Annotated in this window: 18 protein-coding genes and 1 riboswitch; of the genes, 11 read left to right on the top strand and 7 right to left on the bottom strand. The window is 68.2% G+C overall.

Going from position 1 to position 17,535, the window contains the following annotated elements; genetic code table 11:
* Positions 1 to 106: 106 nt before the first annotated feature.
* The 8 genes from KTN05_RS12720 to KTN05_RS12685 all read left to right on the top strand — a co-directional run bounded on the left by KTN05_RS12720 (position 107) and on the right by KTN05_RS12685 (position 6,892).
* The gene (locus KTN05_RS12720; RefSeq protein WP_371823357.1) at positions 107 to 634 is read left to right on the top strand and encodes a histidine phosphatase family protein; all 528 of its coding nucleotides are present in this window, start codon (positions 107 to 109) and stop codon (positions 632 to 634) included.
* Positions 631 to 1,404 (top strand): propanediol utilization protein, encoded by a 774-nt coding sequence (locus KTN05_RS12715; RefSeq protein WP_217329786.1) that lies wholly within the window; start codon positions 631 to 633, stop codon positions 1,402 to 1,404. The genes KTN05_RS12720 and KTN05_RS12715 overlap by 4 nt, the downstream gene beginning before the upstream one ends.
* The gene (gene cbiB, locus KTN05_RS12710; protein ID WP_254368188.1) at positions 1,394 to 2,353 is read left to right on the top strand and encodes an adenosylcobinamide-phosphate synthase CbiB; all 960 of its coding nucleotides are present in this window, start codon (positions 1,394 to 1,396) and stop codon (positions 2,351 to 2,353) included. The genes KTN05_RS12715 and cbiB overlap by 11 nt, the downstream gene beginning before the upstream one ends.
* Complete coding sequence (cobD, locus tag KTN05_RS12705; protein ID WP_217329785.1) at positions 2,353 to 3,303, top strand: threonine-phosphate decarboxylase CobD; 951 nt, start codon at positions 2,353 to 2,355, stop codon at positions 3,301 to 3,303. Before cbiB ends, cobD begins: the two co-directional genes overlap by 1 nt.
* A gap of 20 nt (positions 3,304 to 3,323) precedes the next feature.
* A riboswitch (cobalamin riboswitch) is annotated at positions 3,324 to 3,536 on the top strand.
* A gap of 97 nt (positions 3,537 to 3,633) precedes the next feature.
* Complete coding sequence (locus tag KTN05_RS12700; protein WP_217329784.1) at positions 3,634 to 4,644, top strand: ABC transporter substrate-binding protein; 1,011 nt, start codon at positions 3,634 to 3,636, stop codon at positions 4,642 to 4,644.
* Positions 4,641 to 5,675 (top strand): iron ABC transporter permease, encoded by a 1,035-nt coding sequence (locus tag KTN05_RS12695; protein ID WP_217329783.1) that lies wholly within the window; start codon positions 4,641 to 4,643, stop codon positions 5,673 to 5,675. The genes KTN05_RS12700 and KTN05_RS12695 overlap by 4 nt, the downstream gene beginning before the upstream one ends.
* Complete coding sequence (locus KTN05_RS12690; protein WP_217329782.1) at positions 5,672 to 6,448, top strand: ABC transporter ATP-binding protein; 777 nt, start codon at positions 5,672 to 5,674, stop codon at positions 6,446 to 6,448. The genes KTN05_RS12695 and KTN05_RS12690 overlap by 4 nt, the downstream gene beginning before the upstream one ends.
* A 12-nt stretch (positions 6,449 to 6,460) precedes the next feature.
* On the top strand, positions 6,461 to 6,892 hold the full coding sequence (locus KTN05_RS12685) for a pseudoazurin (protein ID WP_217329781.1): 432 nt from the start codon (positions 6,461 to 6,463) through the stop codon (positions 6,890 to 6,892).
* A gap of 131 nt (positions 6,893 to 7,023) precedes the next feature.
* Here KTN05_RS12685 and KTN05_RS12680 read toward each other — a convergent pair whose 3' ends face one another.
* The 4 genes from KTN05_RS12680 to KTN05_RS12665 are packed head-to-tail and all read right to left on the bottom strand — an operon-like array spanning position 7,024 to position 10,782.
* On the bottom strand, positions 7,024 to 7,803 hold the full coding sequence (locus KTN05_RS12680) for a heme ABC transporter ATP-binding protein (protein WP_217329780.1): 780 nt from the start codon (positions 7,801 to 7,803) through the stop codon (positions 7,024 to 7,026).
* Positions 7,800 to 8,876 carry an iron ABC transporter permease gene (locus KTN05_RS12675; protein ID WP_217329779.1) on the bottom strand — a complete coding sequence of 359 codons (1,077 nt, stop codon included), beginning with the start codon at positions 8,874 to 8,876 and terminating at the stop codon, positions 7,800 to 7,802. The genes KTN05_RS12680 and KTN05_RS12675 overlap by 4 nt, the downstream gene beginning before the upstream one ends.
* A 5-nt stretch (positions 8,877 to 8,881) precedes the next feature.
* Positions 8,882 to 9,733, bottom strand: coding sequence for a hemin ABC transporter substrate-binding protein (locus KTN05_RS12670; RefSeq protein WP_217329778.1), 852 nt, complete (start codon positions 9,731 to 9,733; stop codon positions 8,882 to 8,884).
* The gene (locus tag KTN05_RS12665; protein ID WP_217329777.1) at positions 9,730 to 10,782 is read right to left on the bottom strand and encodes a hemin-degrading factor; all 1,053 of its coding nucleotides are present in this window, start codon (positions 10,780 to 10,782) and stop codon (positions 9,730 to 9,732) included. Before KTN05_RS12665 ends, KTN05_RS12670 begins: the two co-directional genes overlap by 4 nt.
* Positions 10,783 to 10,942: 160 nt before the next feature.
* Here KTN05_RS12665 and KTN05_RS12660 point away from each other — a divergent pair, with 160 nt between their 5' ends.
* Positions 10,943 to 12,970 carry a TonB-dependent receptor domain-containing protein gene (locus tag KTN05_RS12660; protein ID WP_217329776.1) on the top strand — a complete coding sequence of 676 codons (2,028 nt, stop codon included), beginning with the start codon at positions 10,943 to 10,945 and terminating at the stop codon, positions 12,968 to 12,970.
* Between the two features lie 668 nt (positions 12,971 to 13,638).
* Here KTN05_RS12660 and KTN05_RS12655 read toward each other — a convergent pair.
* Entirely contained in the window at positions 13,639 to 14,283 is a 645-nt protein-coding gene (locus KTN05_RS12655) for a DsbA family protein (RefSeq protein ID WP_217329775.1), read from the bottom strand.
* A gap of 160 nt (positions 14,284 to 14,443) precedes the next feature.
* Between KTN05_RS12655 and KTN05_RS12650 the strand changes: the two genes are divergently transcribed.
* On the top strand, positions 14,444 to 15,136 hold the full coding sequence (locus KTN05_RS12650) for a L,D-transpeptidase (RefSeq protein ID WP_217329774.1): 693 nt from the start codon (positions 14,444 to 14,446) through the stop codon (positions 15,134 to 15,136).
* 79 nt (positions 15,137 to 15,215) lie between these two features.
* Positions 15,216 to 15,440 carry a hypothetical protein gene (locus KTN05_RS12645; RefSeq protein WP_254368185.1) on the top strand — a complete coding sequence of 75 codons (225 nt, stop codon included), beginning with the start codon at positions 15,216 to 15,218 and terminating at the stop codon, positions 15,438 to 15,440.
* An 18-nt stretch (positions 15,441 to 15,458) separates the two neighbouring features.
* Here the strand turns inward: KTN05_RS12645 and KTN05_RS12640 are convergent, their stop codons facing one another.
* Together KTN05_RS12640 and KTN05_RS12635 are read right to left on the bottom strand one after the other, a co-directional pair.
* Positions 15,459 to 16,835 (bottom strand): ATP-binding protein, encoded by a 1,377-nt coding sequence (locus tag KTN05_RS12640; protein ID WP_217329772.1) that lies wholly within the window; start codon positions 16,833 to 16,835, stop codon positions 15,459 to 15,461.
* Positions 16,832 to 17,512 carry a response regulator transcription factor gene (locus KTN05_RS12635; RefSeq protein WP_217329771.1) on the bottom strand — a complete coding sequence of 227 codons (681 nt, stop codon included), beginning with the start codon at positions 17,510 to 17,512 and terminating at the stop codon, positions 16,832 to 16,834. Before KTN05_RS12635 ends, KTN05_RS12640 begins: the two co-directional genes overlap by 4 nt.
* Between the last annotated feature and the right edge of the window lie 23 nt (positions 17,513 to 17,535).

Below are 17,535 nucleotides of genomic sequence, written 5' to 3'. Positions count from 1 at the left end.
CCTTCGTCCCGACGATGCTTAACCACAGCGGGCGCGGTGACTGAAGGGTTGGCGTGCTGTGCCTGAGATACGGCATGCGGAAATCATCCTTATCCGCCACGCGCCCGTGGCGGGAAAAGCTCGGCTCGCCGGTCGCCTCGACCTGCCGGCCGATCTGTCGGACCGCGCGGGGCTCACCGCGCTTGCGGCGCGTCTGCCCTGCGTCGCCAGGCTGACCAGCTCTCCCGCGCGGCGCTGCCTGATGACGGCGGGGGCGATGTTTCCTGCCTTGCCCGCAAGGGTGGACGACAGGCTATGGGAGCAGAGCTTCGGGGATTGGGAGGGGATAGACCATGCCGCGCTTCCCGATCTCGGTCCCCTGAGCCCGGAGGCGCTGGCCGGGCATTGCCCGCCGCAGGGCGAAAGCTTCCGAGATCTCTGCCTTCGCACGACGGCTGCCCTGCTGGACCTGGCCGCCGAGGGCGGCATCCATGTCGTAACCGCGCATGCCGGAACTGTCAGGGCGGCGCTTGCCCATGCCACCGGGTCGATCCCCGGCGCGCTGTCGTTCCAGGTGGCGCCGCTGTCGCTGACTCGCTTCCACGTCGGCTCGCACGGCCAGTGGTCGGTTGCCGAGGTCAACTGGCAGCCATGAAGACGGTCAGGGTTCGCGGACATTTTGGGGAGTATCTGCAGGGCAGGCTTGGGCCAGTCGGGCCGCTCGGCCTGATCACGGTTCCTTGCCCGAAGACGGGACTGCAGGCGGAGTTGCAAAGCGGCGACCATCGGGTAGCCCATTCCCTTGCCGGATTCCTGCAAGCCTTGGGGCTTGCGGCCAAGGGAGAGATTGGCCTTTCCCTGTTGTCGCCACCCGGCGCAGGCACCGGCATATCGACCGCGAGGCTGATCGCGGCGGCCCGGCTTCATGGATGGCAAGGACCGGCCGGGCGCCTCATGGCGGCTTGCGTGGCGGAGGAGGGGGCTTCGGACCCGCTGGCCTTCGTGCATCCCGAGCGTCTGCTCTGGGCCTCTCGCGAGGGCCGTATCCTGCAACCGATGCCTGTGCTTCCCGCCCATGACATTGTCGGAGGCTATTTCGGAGCGCCGTGCTCCACCGACCCCGCCGATGTGGACTTTCCGGACGTCTCGGACATCGTCGCGGACTGGCAGGGGACCCGCGATTTGCAGGGTTTCGCCGAGCTTGCATCTGAAAGCGCCCGGCGCTGCCTGCGGATGCGGGGGCCGGCGGATGATCCGACGGAAGAGCTGGCCCGGAACCTGGGGGCGGCGGGCTTGCTCATTGCCCATACCGGCTCGGCCAGGGGGCTGATTTTCCCTAAGGGCGAGGTTCCCCCTGATGCAGCTTCCGCGCTAGAGGCCGCCGGGTTGGCTGGCGTCATGCAGTTTGGAAGCGATGATGGCTGAATTTCCCGCGATGATGCTGGTGGCACTCGCCATCGACCGGCTGATCGGTTGGCCGGAATGGTTGTATGCGCGGATCGGACATCCGGTCACGTGGGGCGGGCGCCTCGTCGCCATCCTCGAAGCCCGGCTGAACCGGGCGGGGTTCCCGCTTAGGCTGATGGGGGCACTGACCTTGGCCCTGTGCCTGATCGCCGTGCTCCTGCTGTCTGTGGCTGTGCAACTGCTGTTACCGGACAGCGCACTGGGCATCGTGGCGGGCGGCTGCCTTGCCTGGCCATTGGTTGCGGTCCGTTCCATGCGCGACCATGTCGCCGCAATCGAAAAGCCCCTGATTGCCGGGGACTTGCCCAAGGCGCGAGGCGCCGTCTCGATGATTGTTGGCCGCAACCCCGATGTCCTTGATGAGGCGGGTGTTGCCCGGGCCGCGTTGGAGAGCCTTGCAGAGAACACCTCGGACGGGATCATCGCGCCGGTCTTCTGGGGCGCGGTGGCCGGGCTGCCCGGTATCGCTGCCTACAAGATGATCAACACGCTGGATTCGATGATCGGCCATCAAAACCCGCGCTATCTGCAGTTCGGCTGGCCGTCGGCCCGGCTCGACGACTGGGTGAACCTGATCCCGGCGCGGGCGACGGGGCTGATCTTTGCCTTGGTGTCCGGCAGGCCCCTGCGCGCGGGCCGGATCATGCTGCGCGATGCGCGCCGGCATCGCTCTCCGAATGCGGGCTGGCCCGAGGCGGCGATGGCAGGGGCGCTGGGGGTGCGCCTGTCCGGGCCGCGGGTCTATGACGGCGCTGTCATGCCCGAGCCTTGGCTCAACCCCGCAGCGCCCGACCCGAGGCCTGAGGCTCTGACGCGCGGACTGGGGCTCTATCGGCGGGCGATCATGCTGCTGATGGCCGCCTTGGTCATTTTCGCGCTGCTGCCTGTCGCGCTGGAGGCATTCTGATGCGCGATCACGGCGGAAACCTTGATGAAGCAAAGGCCGCCTGGGGGCAGGGCGACTGGATTGATCTGTCTACCGGCATCAATCGTCAGCCCTACCCAGTGCCCGAGCTTTCGGCCGAGGCTTGGACCAGCCTGCCCATGGCAAGCGCCAAGGCGGCGCTGATGGAGGCCGCCGCCTGCGCCTTTGGCACCGCCGCCCCGGGCCTCGCGCTTGCCGGGGCGCAGGCGGCGATCCAGATGATTCCCCTGCTGGGAAAGCCCGGACTCGCGCGGGTTCTCGCCCCGACCTACAATGAACATGCGGCCTGCCTGAGACAGGCGGGCTGGCGCGTCGAGGAAGTGGCGCAACTGGAAGGCCTGTCGGGGGCGGACCTCGCGATCGTCGTCAATCCGAACAACCCCGATGGACGACATCATCCCAAGGAAGCGCTGCGCGACCTGTCGGTCGGAAGGCTGGTCGTCGATGAAAGCTTTGCCGACCCGGCTCCCGGCGAAAGCCTTGTGGCCGAGGCCAGCGACCGGCTGCTTGTCCTGCGCTCCTTCGGCAAGTTCTGGGGGCTTGCGGGTCTGCGGCTCGGCTTCGTTTACGGCGGCGAGGGCGTGATCCGCCGGATGTCCGCGCTCGCGGGACCATGGCCTGTTGCGGGTCCGGCACTCGAAATCGGGCGTATCGCCCTTCGCGATCAGGACTGGCGTATCGAGACCGTCCAGCGCCTTTCGGAGGATGCGTCCAGACTTGACGCCTTGGCCAGGCGGGCGGGGTGGGGCAGGGTGGGCGGCACGCTTCTGTTCCGCCTTTACGAAACCCCGGATGCGCGAAAGGCACAGGCCGCGCTTGCGCAGGGCCATATCTGGGCCCGCCGGTTTCCCTATTCCGACACATGGCTCCGCCTCGGGCTTCCCGGAAACGCAGGCGAATGGCAGCGGCTGGAGGCGGCTCTCGGCCCCTGATGCCGATTACGGCCCTCTCCAACAGGCTTCAACTTGCCAGCGCGGACCCCTGCCGCTACGGAGACTGCGTCGGAAAGGGAATCCGCCGGGGTCTTGCGCCCCGCACCGGAACTGCCCCCGCAACTGTAGGCGGTGAGCCGCGCTCGGATATGCCACTGGACTCTCGGGTCTGGGAAGGTCGAGCCGGCGATGACCCGTCAGTCAGGAGACCTGCCGACGCAGACTGATCAATCCGAGCGGGTCGGCTCGGGAGGGATCGTGAACCGTGCCTTGCCGCCCGGTTTCCGTCCGCTCGTCCGGCCTCGCCATAATGTAGCGGAAGGAAACATTATGCTGAGGATGACGACGGTGATCATCGCCGTTCTGGGCTTGGCGCCGATGGCGTTTGCGGGCACCGACTATCCCCTGACTCTCACCAGCTGCGGCCATGACGTCACCATCGACAAGGCGCCCGAACGCGTCGTCAGTGTCGGCCAGAGCACGACCGAGATCCTGTATATGCTGGGCTTGGCCAACAAGGTCGCGGGCACCGCGCTCTGGATCAACCCGGTCCTGCCCGCATTTGCCGAGGCGGACTCGAAGGTCGAGCGCCTGTCGGACAACGCCCCCAGCTTCGAAAGTGTGCTGGCGACACGGCCCGAACTGGTCGTGACCGCCTACGAATGGATGATCGGCCCTCAAGGTGCTGTCGGCACGCGCGAGATGTTCGACAACGCCGGGATCCCCAGCTGGATCATGCCGACCGAATGCATCGGCAAGGACAACAGCCAGAGCATGGACGGCGCCCGCACCGTGCTGTTCGACGCCGCGCTGCTGTATCAGGGTATCGAGGAGCTGGCGCAGATCTTCGATGTCGCCGAACGCGGCGAGGCCCTGATCGCCGACCTGAAGGCGCGCGAAACCGGGGCGATCGAGCGGGCGCAGGCGCTGGATCTACCCGACGAGCTGTCCGGCGCTTTCTGGTATTCCTCGGCCGATATCGAGATCGACCCCTATGTCGCCGGCATCAACGGCGTGCCGGGCTGGATGCTGTCCAAGCTGGGCGTGACGAACGTCGTCAGCTCGGAAGAGGAATGGCCGACGGTCGGCTGGGAAACAATCGCCCGCGCCGATCCCACCTTCATCGTCGCGGCCGAGATGAACCGGCGCCGCTTTCCCGCCGACGATATCGCCGTCAAGCGGGAGTTCCTGAGCAGTGATCCCGTTACCAGCCAGATGGAGGCGGTGAAGAACGACCGCATCCTGACGCTCGAAGCGCATGCGATGGACCCCTCGATCCGCGCGATCTACGGGCTTGAAGCCCTGTCGGACGCGCTCGCCAGTCTCGGTCTCTCGGAATGAGGCGTGGCGCCGCGGTCCGCGGCACGGGCTGGCTGTGGCTCGCGCCCGTCGTGCTGGCCGCGGCGCTACTTTTTGGCTCGGCCGTGGGCGAGACGCCGATACCCCTGTCCACCGTGGTGGCGGTGCTGGCCAGCAAGGCCGGCCTGCCGGCTGGCGTCCTCGATCCCGTCGATGCCAGCGTGATCTGGCACTACCGCTTGTCGCGCGCGGTCGTGGCGGCCTGCGTCGGTGCCAGTCTGGCTCTGTCGGGGCTGATCCTTCAGGCGCTGCTGCGAAATGCTCTGGCCGAGCCGTATCTGCTGGGGATCTCGGCCGGCGCCTCGACGGGCGCGGTCGCGGTCGCCGTCGCCGGCTTCGGCGCGGGCATGGTCAGCATGTCGGCGGGGGCTTTCGCGGGCGCGCTGGTCGCCTTCGGGCTGGTTACGATCCTCGCTCGTGCGGCGCAGGGGACAGGCGTTCAGACCACCGGGATCATCATCCTGGCGGGCATCGCAGGCTCGCAGATGTTCAACGCGATGACCGCCTTGATCATCGCGCAATCGGCCAGCGCCGAGCAGGCACGCGGGATCATGTTCTGGCTTCTCGGCAATCTTTCGGGCGTGCGCTGGCCCGATATCCGGATGGCGCTGCCCATGACGCTGCTGGGGCTGGGCGTCGCGCTGTGGCACGTGCGGACGCTCGACGCCTTTACCTTCGGCGCCGACAGCGCGGCGGCACTGGGGATCGACGTGCGCCGCGCCCAGGCGATGCTGATCGGGACAACTGCCCTGGTCACGGCGGTGATGGTCTCGATCGCCGGAGCTATCGGTTTCGTCGGACTGGTCGTTCCACACGCGATGCGCTTCCTCGTTGGTGTGCGCCATGCTCGGCTGGTCCCGGCGACGGCACTCGCGGGCGCGGTGTTTCTGGTGCTTTCCGACGTGGTGTCCCGCATCGTCATCCCAGGGCAGGTGCTGCCCATCGGCGTGATCACCGCGCTGGTCGGGGCGCCCGCGTTTGCTGTCGTCATGATCCGGGGCAGGCAGCGATGAGCGATACGCCGATCCTCGAACTTGTCGGCGTGACCCGGAGAGTGCAGGGCCGGGATCTCGTCTCGGACGTGAGCCTGCACTTGCGCGCGGGCGAAATGCTGGGCGTGATCGGACCGAACGGCTCGGGCAAGTCAACGCTGCTGAACATGATGGCGGGGCTGCTGCCGCCGACCCGGGGTCAAGTCCGGCTTGCGGGACAGCCGATGGTACGATTGCGGCGACAGCAGATTGCTCAACAGCTTGCCATGGTGTCCCAGGCGGCGGAGACCGGCGAGCGCATCTCGGTCCGCGACGCGGTGGAACTGGGCCGGACGCCCTGGCTCGGGCCCCTTTGGCCTTGGAGCGCCAGGGATGACGAGGCGGTGCAGGCCGCATTGCAGGCGGTCGGCATGGAGCAGATGGCGGCGCGGGACTGGTCCACGCTGTCGGGCGGCGAGCGCCAGCGCGTCCATATCGCGCGGGCCCATGCACAGGCACCGCGCATCCTGCTGCTGGACGAGCCCACGAACCACCTGGATATCCACCACCAGATCGGCATCCTCGACCTGGTCTCGCAGCTTTCGGTCACGACCGTCATCGCGCTGCACGACATGCATCACGCGCTACGCTGCGACCGTGTCATGGTGATGCAGTCCGGCCGCTGCGTGGCTTTGGGCGCGCCGCTTGACGTTCTGACCCCAGCGCTGATCCGCGAGATATTCGCCGTCGATGCCCAGTTGATCGCGCATCCCGCCGGCCGCTTGCCGCTTTTCGCCTTCCAACGTCTCGCCTGAAAGGACATCACCATGCTGATCCGCGCCGCGGTTCTCTCCTGTCTCCTGCCCCTTGCGGCATACGCCGAGACGCACGAGGTCAGGATGCTCAACCGCAATGACAGCGGCCCGATGCCGTTCGAGCCGGATTATCTGGTCATCCAGCCTGGTGACCGCGTGAAGTTCATCGCCGCGAGCCCCGGCCACAATGCTGCCACCATCGCCGGCATGATCCCCGGTGACGGCGAGAAGTTCGTCGGCAAGATCGACGAGGAGATCGAAGTCACGCTGAGCGATGAAGGCATCTGGGGCATCAAGTGCTCGCCTCATTACACAATGGGCATGGTGATGCTGATCCAGGTCGGCAATACCCCGGCAACCGAGGCCGATCTGGCTGAAGATCTGCCCCCCGCAGCGCGCAAGCGTATGCTGGAGATCCTTGCGCGCAGTGCGGCAGGGGACTGATCGCCACGCGGGCCGCAACCGCATCTGATGCCACCCGATGAGCAGGCGTCGATCCCATCGGATCGCGTCCTCCCAAGCAACATCATGCCCCTTCCGCGATCGCGGTAAACCTGCAGATCAGCTTCTGTCGTTCATACCGCCTCGGGCATCGGCGTTACCATCATGCCGCGCGGCGGCAGAGAAATCACCTGAAGGTCGCATCCATAGACCACGCTCAGGCGTGGCGCGGTCAGGACCTCGGCCGGCGCGCCCGAGGCAGCTACACGGCCACACTGCAGCAGCAGCACGTGATCGACATGGGCGGCCGTGAGATTGAGATCGTGGAGCACCGCCACAACGCCGCCGCCCTCGGACGCGAAGGCGCGGGCGAGGCGCATGACCATCAGCTGGTGGCCGATGTCGAGGCTGCTCACCGGCTCGTCCAGCAGCAGCCAGCGCGGGCCGTCGGGGCCGGTCGCCGATCCCGCCTGCGCCAGCACGCGGGCCAGATGGACGCGCTGCTGCTCGCCCCCGGAGAGTTGCTGGAACAGGCGGGCGCCGTAGCCGGCGAGATCCACGCGCTCCAGCGCACGCCCGATAACCGGTCGGGCGTTCGTCTCGCCGCCCGCCTCGGCCCCGAGGCCCACGATCTCGGCCACGGTGAAGGGGAAGGACAGCGGCGTTGACTGCGCCAGCACCGCGCGCATCGTGGCCATCAGCCGCGTAGGCGCGCTGCGGATGTCGCGGCCGTTCAGGGACAGCTCCCCCGAAGACGGAAGCTCGCCGGTGATCGCCCGCATCAGCGTCGTCTTGCCCGAGCCGTTGGGTCCGATGATCGCCGTAACCTCGCCCGCCCGGGCGATCAGGTCGATGCCGCTGAGCACCTCGCGGCGACCGAGCCTCACGGAAAGATTGCGGACGATCAGGCTCACAGGTCCAGCACTCCGCGCTGGCGCAGCAGGATGGCGATGAAGACCGGCCCCCCGGCGATGGCGGTGATGATGCCGATCGGCAGTTCCGAGGGGGCGACGATGGTGCGGCTGACGAGGTCGGCCAGCACCAGCAGCACCGCCCCCAGCAGCGCTGCGTTCGGCAGCAGGCGGCGGTGATCCGGCCCGGTGGCCAGCCGCAGCAGATGCGGCACCACAAGCCCGATGAAACCGATCCCGCCCGACACCGCCACCGCCGCCCCGGTGGAGGCCGCAACGGTCAGCACCGCCATGCGCTTGGTGCGCTCCACCGGCAGACCCATGTGATATGCCGCCGCCTCGCCCAGAGCGAGGCCGTTCAGCCCGCGCGCGAGGAACGGCGCGGCGATCAGCGCCGCCATCATCAGCGGGGCGGCGGCGAGCAGCTGCGGCCAGCTCGCCCCGGCGAGGCTGCCCATGCTCCAGAAGGTCAGGTTCCGCAGCTGGCTATCATCGGCGAGATAGATCAGCAGACCCGAGGCCGCACCCGTCAGCGCCGCCAGCGCGATCCCGCCCAGCAGCATCGTGGCAACCGAGGTGCGCCCGTTGCGCGAGGCGATGGCGTATAGGATCAGCGTCGCCGCCAAGCCGCCGCAGAAGGCCGCGAGCGGGACCAGATGCACGCCGGACACCGACGCCAGCGCGGGCGGCAGCGCCCCGCCCAGAACGATCGCCGTGATCGCGCCGAGGCCAGCGCCGGCGGACACGCCGACGAGCCCCGGATCGGCCAGCGGGTTGCGGAACAGCCCCTGCATCACAGCGCCGGATACCGCCAGCGCCGCCCCGACCAGCAGGCCCATCGCGAGGCGCGGCAGGCGGATCTGGAACAGCACGAGGCTTTCGGACGGGTCCAGCGCCTCGCCGCGCGACAGCGCCGAGGCGGCGCGGAGCAGCGACACGCCCGAGGCGCCGGCGCCAAGCGACAGGACCGACACCGCCACCACCGCCGCGACCAGAGCCAGCGTCATGCGCCGGGCGAGATCGCTGCGGTCGCCCTCGGCGCGGTGACGAAGGATCAAAGGATCGGCGGCCACCATCCCCGTCACTCCGTCAGGGCGCGGGACAGGTCGCGCGCCGCGTCGGCGGTGCGGGGGCCGAAGCCGAGGAGGTAGAGCCCGTCCATCCGCACCACCCGCCGACCGCGCCCCGCGGGCGTCGCCGCCAGCGCTGGCTGCGCCAGCAGATCGGCAATAGCCTTGTCGTCGTCGGGTTCGCTCTCCGGGTCGGCCACTCCGCGGTTCATCATCAGGATCACCTCGGGCGCGGCCCCCGCCAGCGCCTCGCTGGTCAGCGGCTTGTAGCCCTCGAACCCGTCCACCGCGTTGACGCCGCCGGCAAGACGGATCATCGCGTCCGCCGCGGTGCCGGTGCCGCTGGCGAGGATGCGGCCGCCATCCGCCGCCAGCACGAACAGCACGCGCGGATGCGGGCGGGTTTCGGCCTCGGCGGCGACCTGCGCCAACTGCTCGGTGACTGCGGCAGCCAAGGCATCGGCCCGATCCCCGGCCCCGAGCGCCTCGCCCACGGTGCGGATGCGGGCGGCCACCCCTTCGGCGTCGAAGGCGTCTGGCACGGTGACGAACGTCACGCCGCCGGACCGCAGCAGTTCCACGGTCGCCGGCGGACCGGCGCCTTCCTCCGCGAGGATCAGGTCGGGGCGCACCGACAGCACGCCCTCAGGCGAGAGCGCCCGGAAATAGCCGAGGTCGGGCAGCGCGCGCACCGGCTCCGGCACCGTCGAGGTCGTGTCGCGGCCGACGAGGCGGTCGCCCTCGCCAAGCGCCGCAACGATTTCCGTGACGGCCCCGCCGAGCGAGACCACCCGCTCCTGCGCCGCGGCGCCAAGCGGCGTCAGCGCAAGGGCAAGGGCAAGGCCGAGCGCCGCGCGGATCATGCGGCCAGTCCCGGCAGCGCGGCGACGCGCGCGGCCCAGGCATCGGGGTCGCCGCCCCGGTCGGCGCGCAGGCCGAAGACCTGCAGGATCAGCGCGCCGTTCGCATCGAACGCCTCGACCGAGATCGCGGGGCCGCGCTGCGTCGGCTTGTCCACCGCCCAGACCTCGGCCACGTGATCGGCGCGCAGATGCAGGTTGAAGCGTTCATCCATGACGTTCAGCCACGGCCCCATCGGCTTGAGCGACTGGATCGGACCGGAGTGGATCTCGATGCAGCCCATGTTGCCGACGAAGATCATCGTCCCCATGCCGTCTCCTGCGAGCTGTTCCAGCAACAGCGTCAGCGCCTCGGGGGCAAGCTGGCGCGTGAAGGGCGACCCTGCGATGCGATAGGCGCCGAGGCGGTTCATCTTCACCTTGCGGACCAGCGTGTTGAACTGGTGCGTGTCCGTCATCCGCGTCCATTCCCGGCGCAGGATGTCGGCCTTGTCGGGCGCGGACTTCGCCGGTTCCGGCGCGGCGCGGGGGGTGAAGCTGGCGCTGTCGGACTGATCCTCGACGGCCAGCGCCTCGCGCAAAGCCTCCCACGCGGACAGGTCTGACCCGGTCCGCAGGTGGATCTTGTGGACCGCGTCGCCCGCCGCGTCGAACACCTGGACCGAGCGGCGGGGGCCACCCTCGCCCGGCACTTCGACCGCGAAGGCATGGACCCAGCGGGACGGGAAGATGCGCAGGTCGATTTCCTTGTCCAGCGTCATCGCCGCGTGGTTGCCGGGGTGGTAGTCCCGATAGACGCCCACTTTTTCGACCACGCAGGAGGGGTTGCGGGTCAGCGCCATGACCTCGCCCAGCGGCTCGACCAGCGGGATCAGGCGGTCTGGCGTCGCGTCGATTCGCAGCGCGCCGTGGCCCACGCGCGCGGCGACCAGCGCGGCTTCGGGCACACCGAGATTCACGGCGAGGTCATGTGGGCGGACGGTCGAATCCGCCAGCGCGGCCCGCAGGGCGGACGGGTCGGCAGCGGTCTGAATCGGGCTTTGATCGGTCATGTCGTCCTTCCGGGCTTCACCTGTTCTGATGCGGCAAATTGACGCGGCATGTTCTTGACTGAAACTATCGGATTCTCTACCCAGCGCAAGACGGAACCCGCAGCCGCCTCCCGCAGCCACGAAGATTCCCCCTCTGATCCTCGTGGCATGGGAGCCCAAGATGACCGTGACTGCCCGCCGCGCCGTGCTGCTTGCCGGTGCCTCTTTCCTGATCCCGCTGAGCTCCGGGGCGCAGGTCGCCGACAGCCTGACCCTCGACACCGTGGTCCTGCGCGCAGGCCAGCCGCGCGTCGCCTCGGACGTGCCGCAATCTGTCACGGTCATTGACGAGGAGGAGCTGACGGGGATCGAGCCCGCCACCATCGGCGACGTGCTTGACGTGGTGCCGGGGGTGTCCGGCGTCGGCTCGTCCAGCTTCTTCGGCCAGTCCTTCAACATCCGCGGCGTGGGCGAAGGCATCGCGGCGTCGGAATCGTCGATCGTGCAACTGCTCGACGGCGAGCAGAAATATTACGAGAGCTACCGGCAGGGCTCGCTGTTCGTCGAGCCCGACTTCCTCAAGCGCGTCGAGGTGCTGCGCGGGCCGGGGTCGTCCACGCTCTACGGCTCGGGCGCGCTTGGCGGCGTCATCGCGATGGAAACGATCGAGCCCGAGGACCTGCTGACCGATGGCCGCAACGTCGCCGGCCGCGCGAAGCTGGGTTTCGCCTCGAACCCCGACACGGCCTTCGGCAGCGCAGCCATCGCCTGGCGCGCAAGCGAGCGGACGACCGCGCTCGCCGCCTTCGCGCTGCGCGATCTGGGCGACAGCACGGACCCGGACGGCGACCGCCTGATCCGGTCGAACTCGCTGGCTCCGAACCTGCTGCTGAAACTGAACCATGACCTGAACGATGAGCACCGGCTGCGCTTCAGCTATGTCGGGCTTCGCGCCGATGGTGACGACCAGGACTTCAACCAGCAGGAGGGACCGCAGATCGGCCTGTTCCCCGGCTTTCCCGGCTGGGGCGTGGGGGACATCCTGACCGTGGACCACACCGCCCGCGCGGTCTGGGAATACGATCCGGTGAACAACCCTCTCATCGACCTGGCGGTGACGCTGTCCTACAACGACACGCTGAAGCGCACCGAGCAGGGCGACGATCCAGACGAGCCGATCATGCCCAGCATGCTGGGCGAGCGCAGCTACGAGTTGTGGAAACTCAAGGCCGTCAACGTGGCCGACCTGTCCTCGGGCGAGGTCGAGCATTATCTGACCTTCGGCGCCGAGATCTCGGCCCAGGACCGCACCTCCACCGTGCCCTCGTCCTCGCACCCCGAGGCCACGACCGACCGACAGGCGGTCTATGCGCTGTCCGAACTGACGATGGGCCCGCTGACGATCAACACCGGCCTCAGGATCGAGCATCAGCGCACGACCCCCGCCGGCAGCGTCACCGCGACCGACGAGAAGGTGAGCGACACCGCCATCGAGCCGCAGATCGCCGCGATCTACCGGCTGAACGACAACTGGTCGGTTTTCGGATCGCTCGCCCGCGTCGAGCGCCTGCCGACCGCCGACGAGCTTTACGACAGCTTCATGGGCGGCGCGCCTTCGGCCGGCCTCAAGTCCGAGCGCGGCGTGAACACCGAGATCGGCCTGTCATGGCGGGGGCGGGATCTGTTCGGCGCGGGCGACGAGGCGGCGGTCAAGGTGACGCTGTTCCACAACGACATCACCGACCGCATCACCCGCACCAACGCACCTGTTCCGACGCCTGCCTATGTCAACGTGGCCGAGGTGACGCTGAAGGGCGGGGAGATCGAGGCGAGTTACGCCAACGGCCCGCTGTCCCTGACCGCCGGCCTGTCCATGGTGGACGGCGAGGATGGTGACGGCGGCGTGGTGGATTCGCTGCCGAACGACCGCATCGGCATCGGCGCCGCCTGGCAGGCCAGCCCGGCCTGGAAGGTCGGCGGCGTCAGCACCTTCGCCGCCGGCCGCGAAAAGGCCGATGGAACCGAGCGCGGCGGCTTTGCTGTCCACGATCTCTTTGCGCTGTGGACCCCCCAACAGGGTGCCCTCGAAGGTGTCCAGATGCGGTTCGGGATCGATAATACCTTCGACAAGACCTACGTTCCCGCGACCTGGACCACCGGACCGGCGCCGGGACGCAACTTCTCGGTCTCGCTGACGCGCGCGTTCTGAGCGGGGCTTTGGCGCCCGGACTGCTCGTGCATTTTATTGATTATTGAGCGCCACTGTGCCGGCCGCGCGGACAGCGCTTCCGATCTGCCCACCGGATCGTCCGACGGGGATGAACAAAGAGCACCGATCCGCACGCGCACATTGCCGTTGCGTCACGTTCCAGCCCGAGTCGGTTCGGCTGCAGACCGCGCCGGGCCGTGTGGGGCCGCTGCTGTGCCGCCGAAAGGCGTGTCGCTTGGAGCTGCTTGCCGGCATCGACGCGGGCTGCATAGCGTTGGGAAACTTCCGGCGCCAGCTGCGCTTCGGGCGGCGGGGCGGGGCCTTCTGTTTGGGCGCGGTCGTGCAGGCCCCGGCCAGCAGCACGGCACGTGCCCGATGTTCCACGCGCCCGCCGCGAAGGCGGCCGAGACGGCGGCGGGAACGATCAGCGCGCTCTGTCTGCGCAGCGACCAGAGACTCGCCAGCGCAAATACTGCCGTGCCCCACAGCGGATCGAACCCGCCCTGCCAGAAGGCGAGGGCAGAGAGCGGGGCCTACTGAGTCAGTTCACCGCGTGATCAGGGGGCTAAAAAACTTCTTCCTTTGCTCTTACGAAAAGCTTTCCAACTCTTCGGCACGCTCGGCGTTCTGAAGGACAGCATTCGCCAGGGCAGCAGAAAGCCAGTGATCTACGAGCGGCTGCGGCGCACCTGTGCGATCGTGGAACGGAGTTCGTCCAGCGATTGCCTGCCGAAGGCGCCGAAGTCTCCTGCAATGAAGGTGGGCGTGCCGGCCAGGCCCATCTTTTCGGCCAGAATCCACGAATGTTCGATCTGGCGGGCAATCACGATGTCATCCATATCCTGGCGCAGGCGGCCCATGTCCAGCCCGGCCGCCTCTGCGATTGGAAGCGCGCTCTTGTCGTCGGCCTGACCCTCGATGCCCATCAGGCCGGTGTGGAACTGCCAGAACTTCCCCTGCCGCAACGATGCCAGCGAGGCGCGGGCGCTGTAAAGCGATCCCGCTCCGAAGACCGGCCATTCTCTCAGCACGACCCGCAGTTGCGGATCCTCCGAGATCAGCTGGTGGATATCGGCGACCATGACCCGGCAATAGGGGCAGTTATAGTCGAAGAACTCGGTCAGCGTGACGTCGCCCGAGGCATTGCCGAGGACCGCGCCAAGCTGTTCCTGCTCCAGGGCCTGCCGCAGGTCCGCCGGCATCGGATTGTCCTGCGCCATTACGGGTATTCCGCAGCTTGCCAAGGCGCCGACGGCGATGCCGACTTGCAGGAAACGCCGGCGATCGGGGGTGAAGAAGCTTCTGTCTGCCATGAGCCTGTCCTTTCGGGTCTGCCATGCATGGCTAGGCGATCCGGCTTAACCCAGCCTTAAGATGCCGGTCCATCCCGCGCCGGGCGCCCTTAAGCTGGGCTTAAGCTTGGCCGGTCATCCGGCATGGACGCTTTGCCCATGAACGACCGGAGCATGAGACATGGACCAACCTCGCCACGGATACCCGCGCAACCCTGCGGTCGATCTTGCCGGCGGCGCCAGCCGGCGCGCTTTTCTGGGTGGACTGTTCGCTTGCGGTGTCGCGCTGCCGAGGCTCGCAGCGGCGCAGGCCGTCGACCCGATCACGGGGCAGGTCGTTTACGGCTCATCGGCGGCGGGGCAGGCCCCGGATCTGGGCGTCTATCAGGTTGACCCGTCGCAGGATTCGCGGCGCAACATCTCCTCGTTCCGCAGCCGTCACTGGAGCGATTTCTATCCGTCGCTCGGCAAGGGCGTGATCCTGGCCGATATCAACTCGCGGGCCCTGCATTTCTGGTCCGGCGACGAAAGCATCTATCTGGTTTTCCCGTCCTCCATTCCGGTCTCGGAGGAACTCACCAAGCGCGGCAGGACCGAGGTCGTCCGCAAGGCGGAACGCCCCACTTGGACGCCGACCCCCAGCATGCGCGAGCGGGACCCGTCGTTGCCGCAGCAGGTGGCGGGCGGGGCCGAGGAAAATCCGCTGGGCGTCTATGCGCTTTACCTGTCCTGGCCCGCCTACCTGATCCACGGCACGCATGACACGCGCAAGATCGGCCGCAAGTCCTCCAGCGGCTGCTACGGTCTTTACAACGAACATATTGCCCGGCTCTACCCGCTGGTCGAGGTCGGAACGCAGGTGGCGATCTTCTGACCCCATGTCCCTTCAGCTTGTCATCCATGCCGCCGATAAAGCGTCGCTTGCACGGGCACGCTCGAACGCCAGGAACCTCTTGGCCGCGGCGCCCGATGCGCAGTGCGAGATCGTCTTCAATGCCGAGGCCGTGCCTGCGGCAATTGATCTGCGCGACCCTTTGACCGACGGCCTGCTCAGGCTGTGCGGCAATACCCTGCGGAACAAGGGTCTGGAGGCCCCGGCTGATCTGATGACTGCGCCTGCGGCGGTTCTGCATCCGGCCGAGCGGCAGGCCGCCGGGTGGCAATATATCCGCGCCTGAACGGCCCGGCCCGCGCTGTCAAAGGAGCGTCGCGCGGGGCGCGGTTGGCAGGATCAGCTCGGCCTGTTCCCCGCCGCCCTTGCGCGAGACGAGGCGCAGTTCTCCGCCCATCGCCTGAACGGCTGAGGCGACGATGGAGAGGCCCAGCCCGCTGCCGCCACCCGAGGGGTTGGCCGAACCGCGCCAGAAGCGCTCGGTGACATGGGGGCGGTCGGCTTCGCTGATGCCGGGGCCGCGGTCCAGCACGCTGAAGCGGACCCTTTCGCCGTCACGCGCCAGCCGGGCCTCGACCGTGCTGCCATGGGGCGAGGCGAGGATGGCGTTTTCCAGTAGGTTGCGCAGCGCGGGCGCCAGCAAGGCCGCCTGCGTTGTGCGCCATTCGGCCCCGTCGGTTTCCAGCCGCAGATCGACGCCGCGCGACTGCGCCAGACCGGCCAGCGCATCGGCCACGTCGGCAAGGATGCGCGCCCCCTCCTGCGCCGGAGTCTGGTTTGCGTCGATGGCGTTTTCGGCCGCGGTCATGTCCAGAAGCTGGCGCACCATGCGGTCGGTGCGGTCCACGCCCCGCGCGATCTGCGCCAGAGCCCGGTCGCGCGTCTCTGCATCGGGCGCGAGCGTGGCAATCTGCGCCTGCGTCTTGAGGCCCGCCAACGGGGTCTTCAGCTCATGCGCCGCAAAGGCGGTAAAGCTGCGCTCGCGCTCACGCAGGCCCTCGACGCGGTGGAACAGCCCGTCCAGCGCCTCGATCATCGGCCGCAGTTCGGCCGGCGCGCGGCTTTCCCCCAGCGGGCTGAGATCGGTCGCCGGGCGGCGGGCCAGCGCCTGGGCCAGCCGGTCCAGTGGCGCCAGCCCGCTGCGCACCGCCAGCCAGATCAGCGCCGCAAGCAGCGGCAGGATCAGCATGGTCGGGGCCAGAAGGCCCATCACCACGTCCTGCACCAGCCGGTCGCGCATGAAGCGGGCATCGCCGACCATGACGCGGATGCCCAGTTCCTCGTCGACATGGGTGTAGACGCGCCAGACCTCGCCATCGACCTCGCGCTCGCTGAAGCCCTCCTGCTCGGCCAGCTGACCGGCTGGGGCGCCGTCGGATTCGCTTTTCAACTGGCCGTCGAAGCCCCAGACCTGACAGATCAGCTGGCGGGCGAAATCGTGGCGCCCCGTATCGGGCAGCGCCGGGGCCTCATCGACCAGCGTCGCCGCGTCGGGGCCAGCGATGCCGCCATTGCGGCGGATCAGCGAGGCGACCATCTGCGCCGATTCCTGCAGCCGCCGGTCCAGCACATGCCCGACCTCGGTTCGGGTCGAGTGCTGGATCCAGATCACCGCCGAAAGCCAGATCACCCCGGTCGCGGCCAGCAGGATGAGGCAGAGCCGCCTGCGGATCGAGTTCATTTACCTCTCCCCCTGTCGGCGGGTTGTCCCAGCCGGTAGCCAAGCCCGCGCACCGTTTCAATGAACGTCGTGCCCAACTTGGAGCGGAGCTTGTGGATATGGACCTCTACCGTGTTGCTTTCGACCTCGCCCTGCCAGCCATAGAGCCGCTCCTCGAGGGTCGATTTGCCGAGGATCGCGCCGGGATGTTCGATCAGGGCCTGAAGGATGGTGAACTCGCGGCGCGAGAAGGCAACATCGCCGCCGTTCCTCGTGCCGCACATCGTTGCCGGATCGAGTTCGAGGCCATTCCATTCCATCACGGCCGAGGCGCGGCCTTCCCGCCGGCGCAGCATCGCGCGCAGCCGGGCGGCCAGCTCATCGAGGTCGAAGGGCTTGCCCAGATAGTCGTCCGCGCCGGCATCGAGACCGGACACCCTGTCGCGCACCTGATCGCGTGCTGTCAGAAGAAGGATCGGAATCCGTGATCCCGCCGCCCGCAACTCCGCCAGCAGCTCCAGACCCGAGCCGTCGGGCAGCATGATGTCCAGAACCACGCCCGCGAAGCCGCCGCCCGCCAGCGCGGCGCGGGCGTCGGCAAGGATGCCGACGGCATCGGTCGTGAAGCCCGACAGGCTCAATCCGACGCTGAGGCCGTCGGACAGGACCGGATCGTCCTCGACAATCAGCAGGCGCATGGCGTGTTTCCCCGTAATCCGTG

Source organism: Paracoccus sp. Z118 (assembly GCF_019061185.1).
Classification (GTDB): domain Bacteria; phylum Pseudomonadota; class Alphaproteobacteria; order Rhodobacterales; family Rhodobacteraceae; genus Paracoccus.
The sequence above is the reverse complement of the archived record's forward strand: the minus strand, read 5'-3'. Positions and strand labels throughout refer to the sequence as shown.

Excerpts from the sequence above, each read along its gene's own strand:
- KTN05_RS12715 (WP_217329786.1), top strand. The coding sequence starts at position 631 with ATGAAGACGGTCAGGGTTCGCGGACATTTTGGGGAGTATCTGCAGGGC.
- cbiB (WP_254368188.1), top strand. The coding sequence starts at position 1,394 with ATGATGGCTGAATTTCCCGCGATGATGCTGGTGGCACTCGCCATCGAC.
- cobD (WP_217329785.1), top strand. The coding sequence starts at position 2,353 with ATGCGCGATCACGGCGGAAACCTTGATGAAGCAAAGGCCGCCTGGGGG.
- KTN05_RS12700 (WP_217329784.1), top strand. The coding sequence starts at position 3,634 with ATGCTGAGGATGACGACGGTGATCATCGCCGTTCTGGGCTTGGCGCCG.
- KTN05_RS12695 (WP_217329783.1), top strand. The coding sequence starts at position 4,641 with ATGAGGCGTGGCGCCGCGGTCCGCGGCACGGGCTGGCTGTGGCTCGCG.
- KTN05_RS12690 (WP_217329782.1), top strand. The coding sequence starts at position 5,672 with ATGAGCGATACGCCGATCCTCGAACTTGTCGGCGTGACCCGGAGAGTG.
- KTN05_RS12685 (WP_217329781.1), top strand. The coding sequence starts at position 6,461 with ATGCTGATCCGCGCCGCGGTTCTCTCCTGTCTCCTGCCCCTTGCGGCA.
- KTN05_RS12675 (WP_217329779.1), bottom strand. The coding sequence starts at position 8,876 with ATGGTGGCCGCCGATCCTTTGATCCTTCGTCACCGCGCCGAGGGCGAC.
- KTN05_RS12670 (WP_217329778.1), bottom strand. The coding sequence starts at position 9,733 with ATGATCCGCGCGGCGCTCGGCCTTGCCCTTGCCCTTGCGCTGACGCCG.
- KTN05_RS12665 (WP_217329777.1), bottom strand. The coding sequence starts at position 10,782 with ATGACCGATCAAAGCCCGATTCAGACCGCTGCCGACCCGTCCGCCCTG.
- KTN05_RS12660 (WP_217329776.1), top strand. The coding sequence starts at position 10,943 with ATGACCGTGACTGCCCGCCGCGCCGTGCTGCTTGCCGGTGCCTCTTTC.
- KTN05_RS12655 (WP_217329775.1), bottom strand. The coding sequence starts at position 14,283 with ATGGCAGACAGAAGCTTCTTCACCCCCGATCGCCGGCGTTTCCTGCAA.
- KTN05_RS12650 (WP_217329774.1), top strand. The coding sequence starts at position 14,444 with ATGGACCAACCTCGCCACGGATACCCGCGCAACCCTGCGGTCGATCTT.
- KTN05_RS12640 (WP_217329772.1), bottom strand. The coding sequence starts at position 16,835 with ATGAACTCGATCCGCAGGCGGCTCTGCCTCATCCTGCTGGCCGCGACC.
- KTN05_RS12635 (WP_217329771.1), bottom strand. The coding sequence starts at position 17,512 with ATGCGCCTGCTGATTGTCGAGGACGATCCGGTCCTGTCCGACGGCCTC.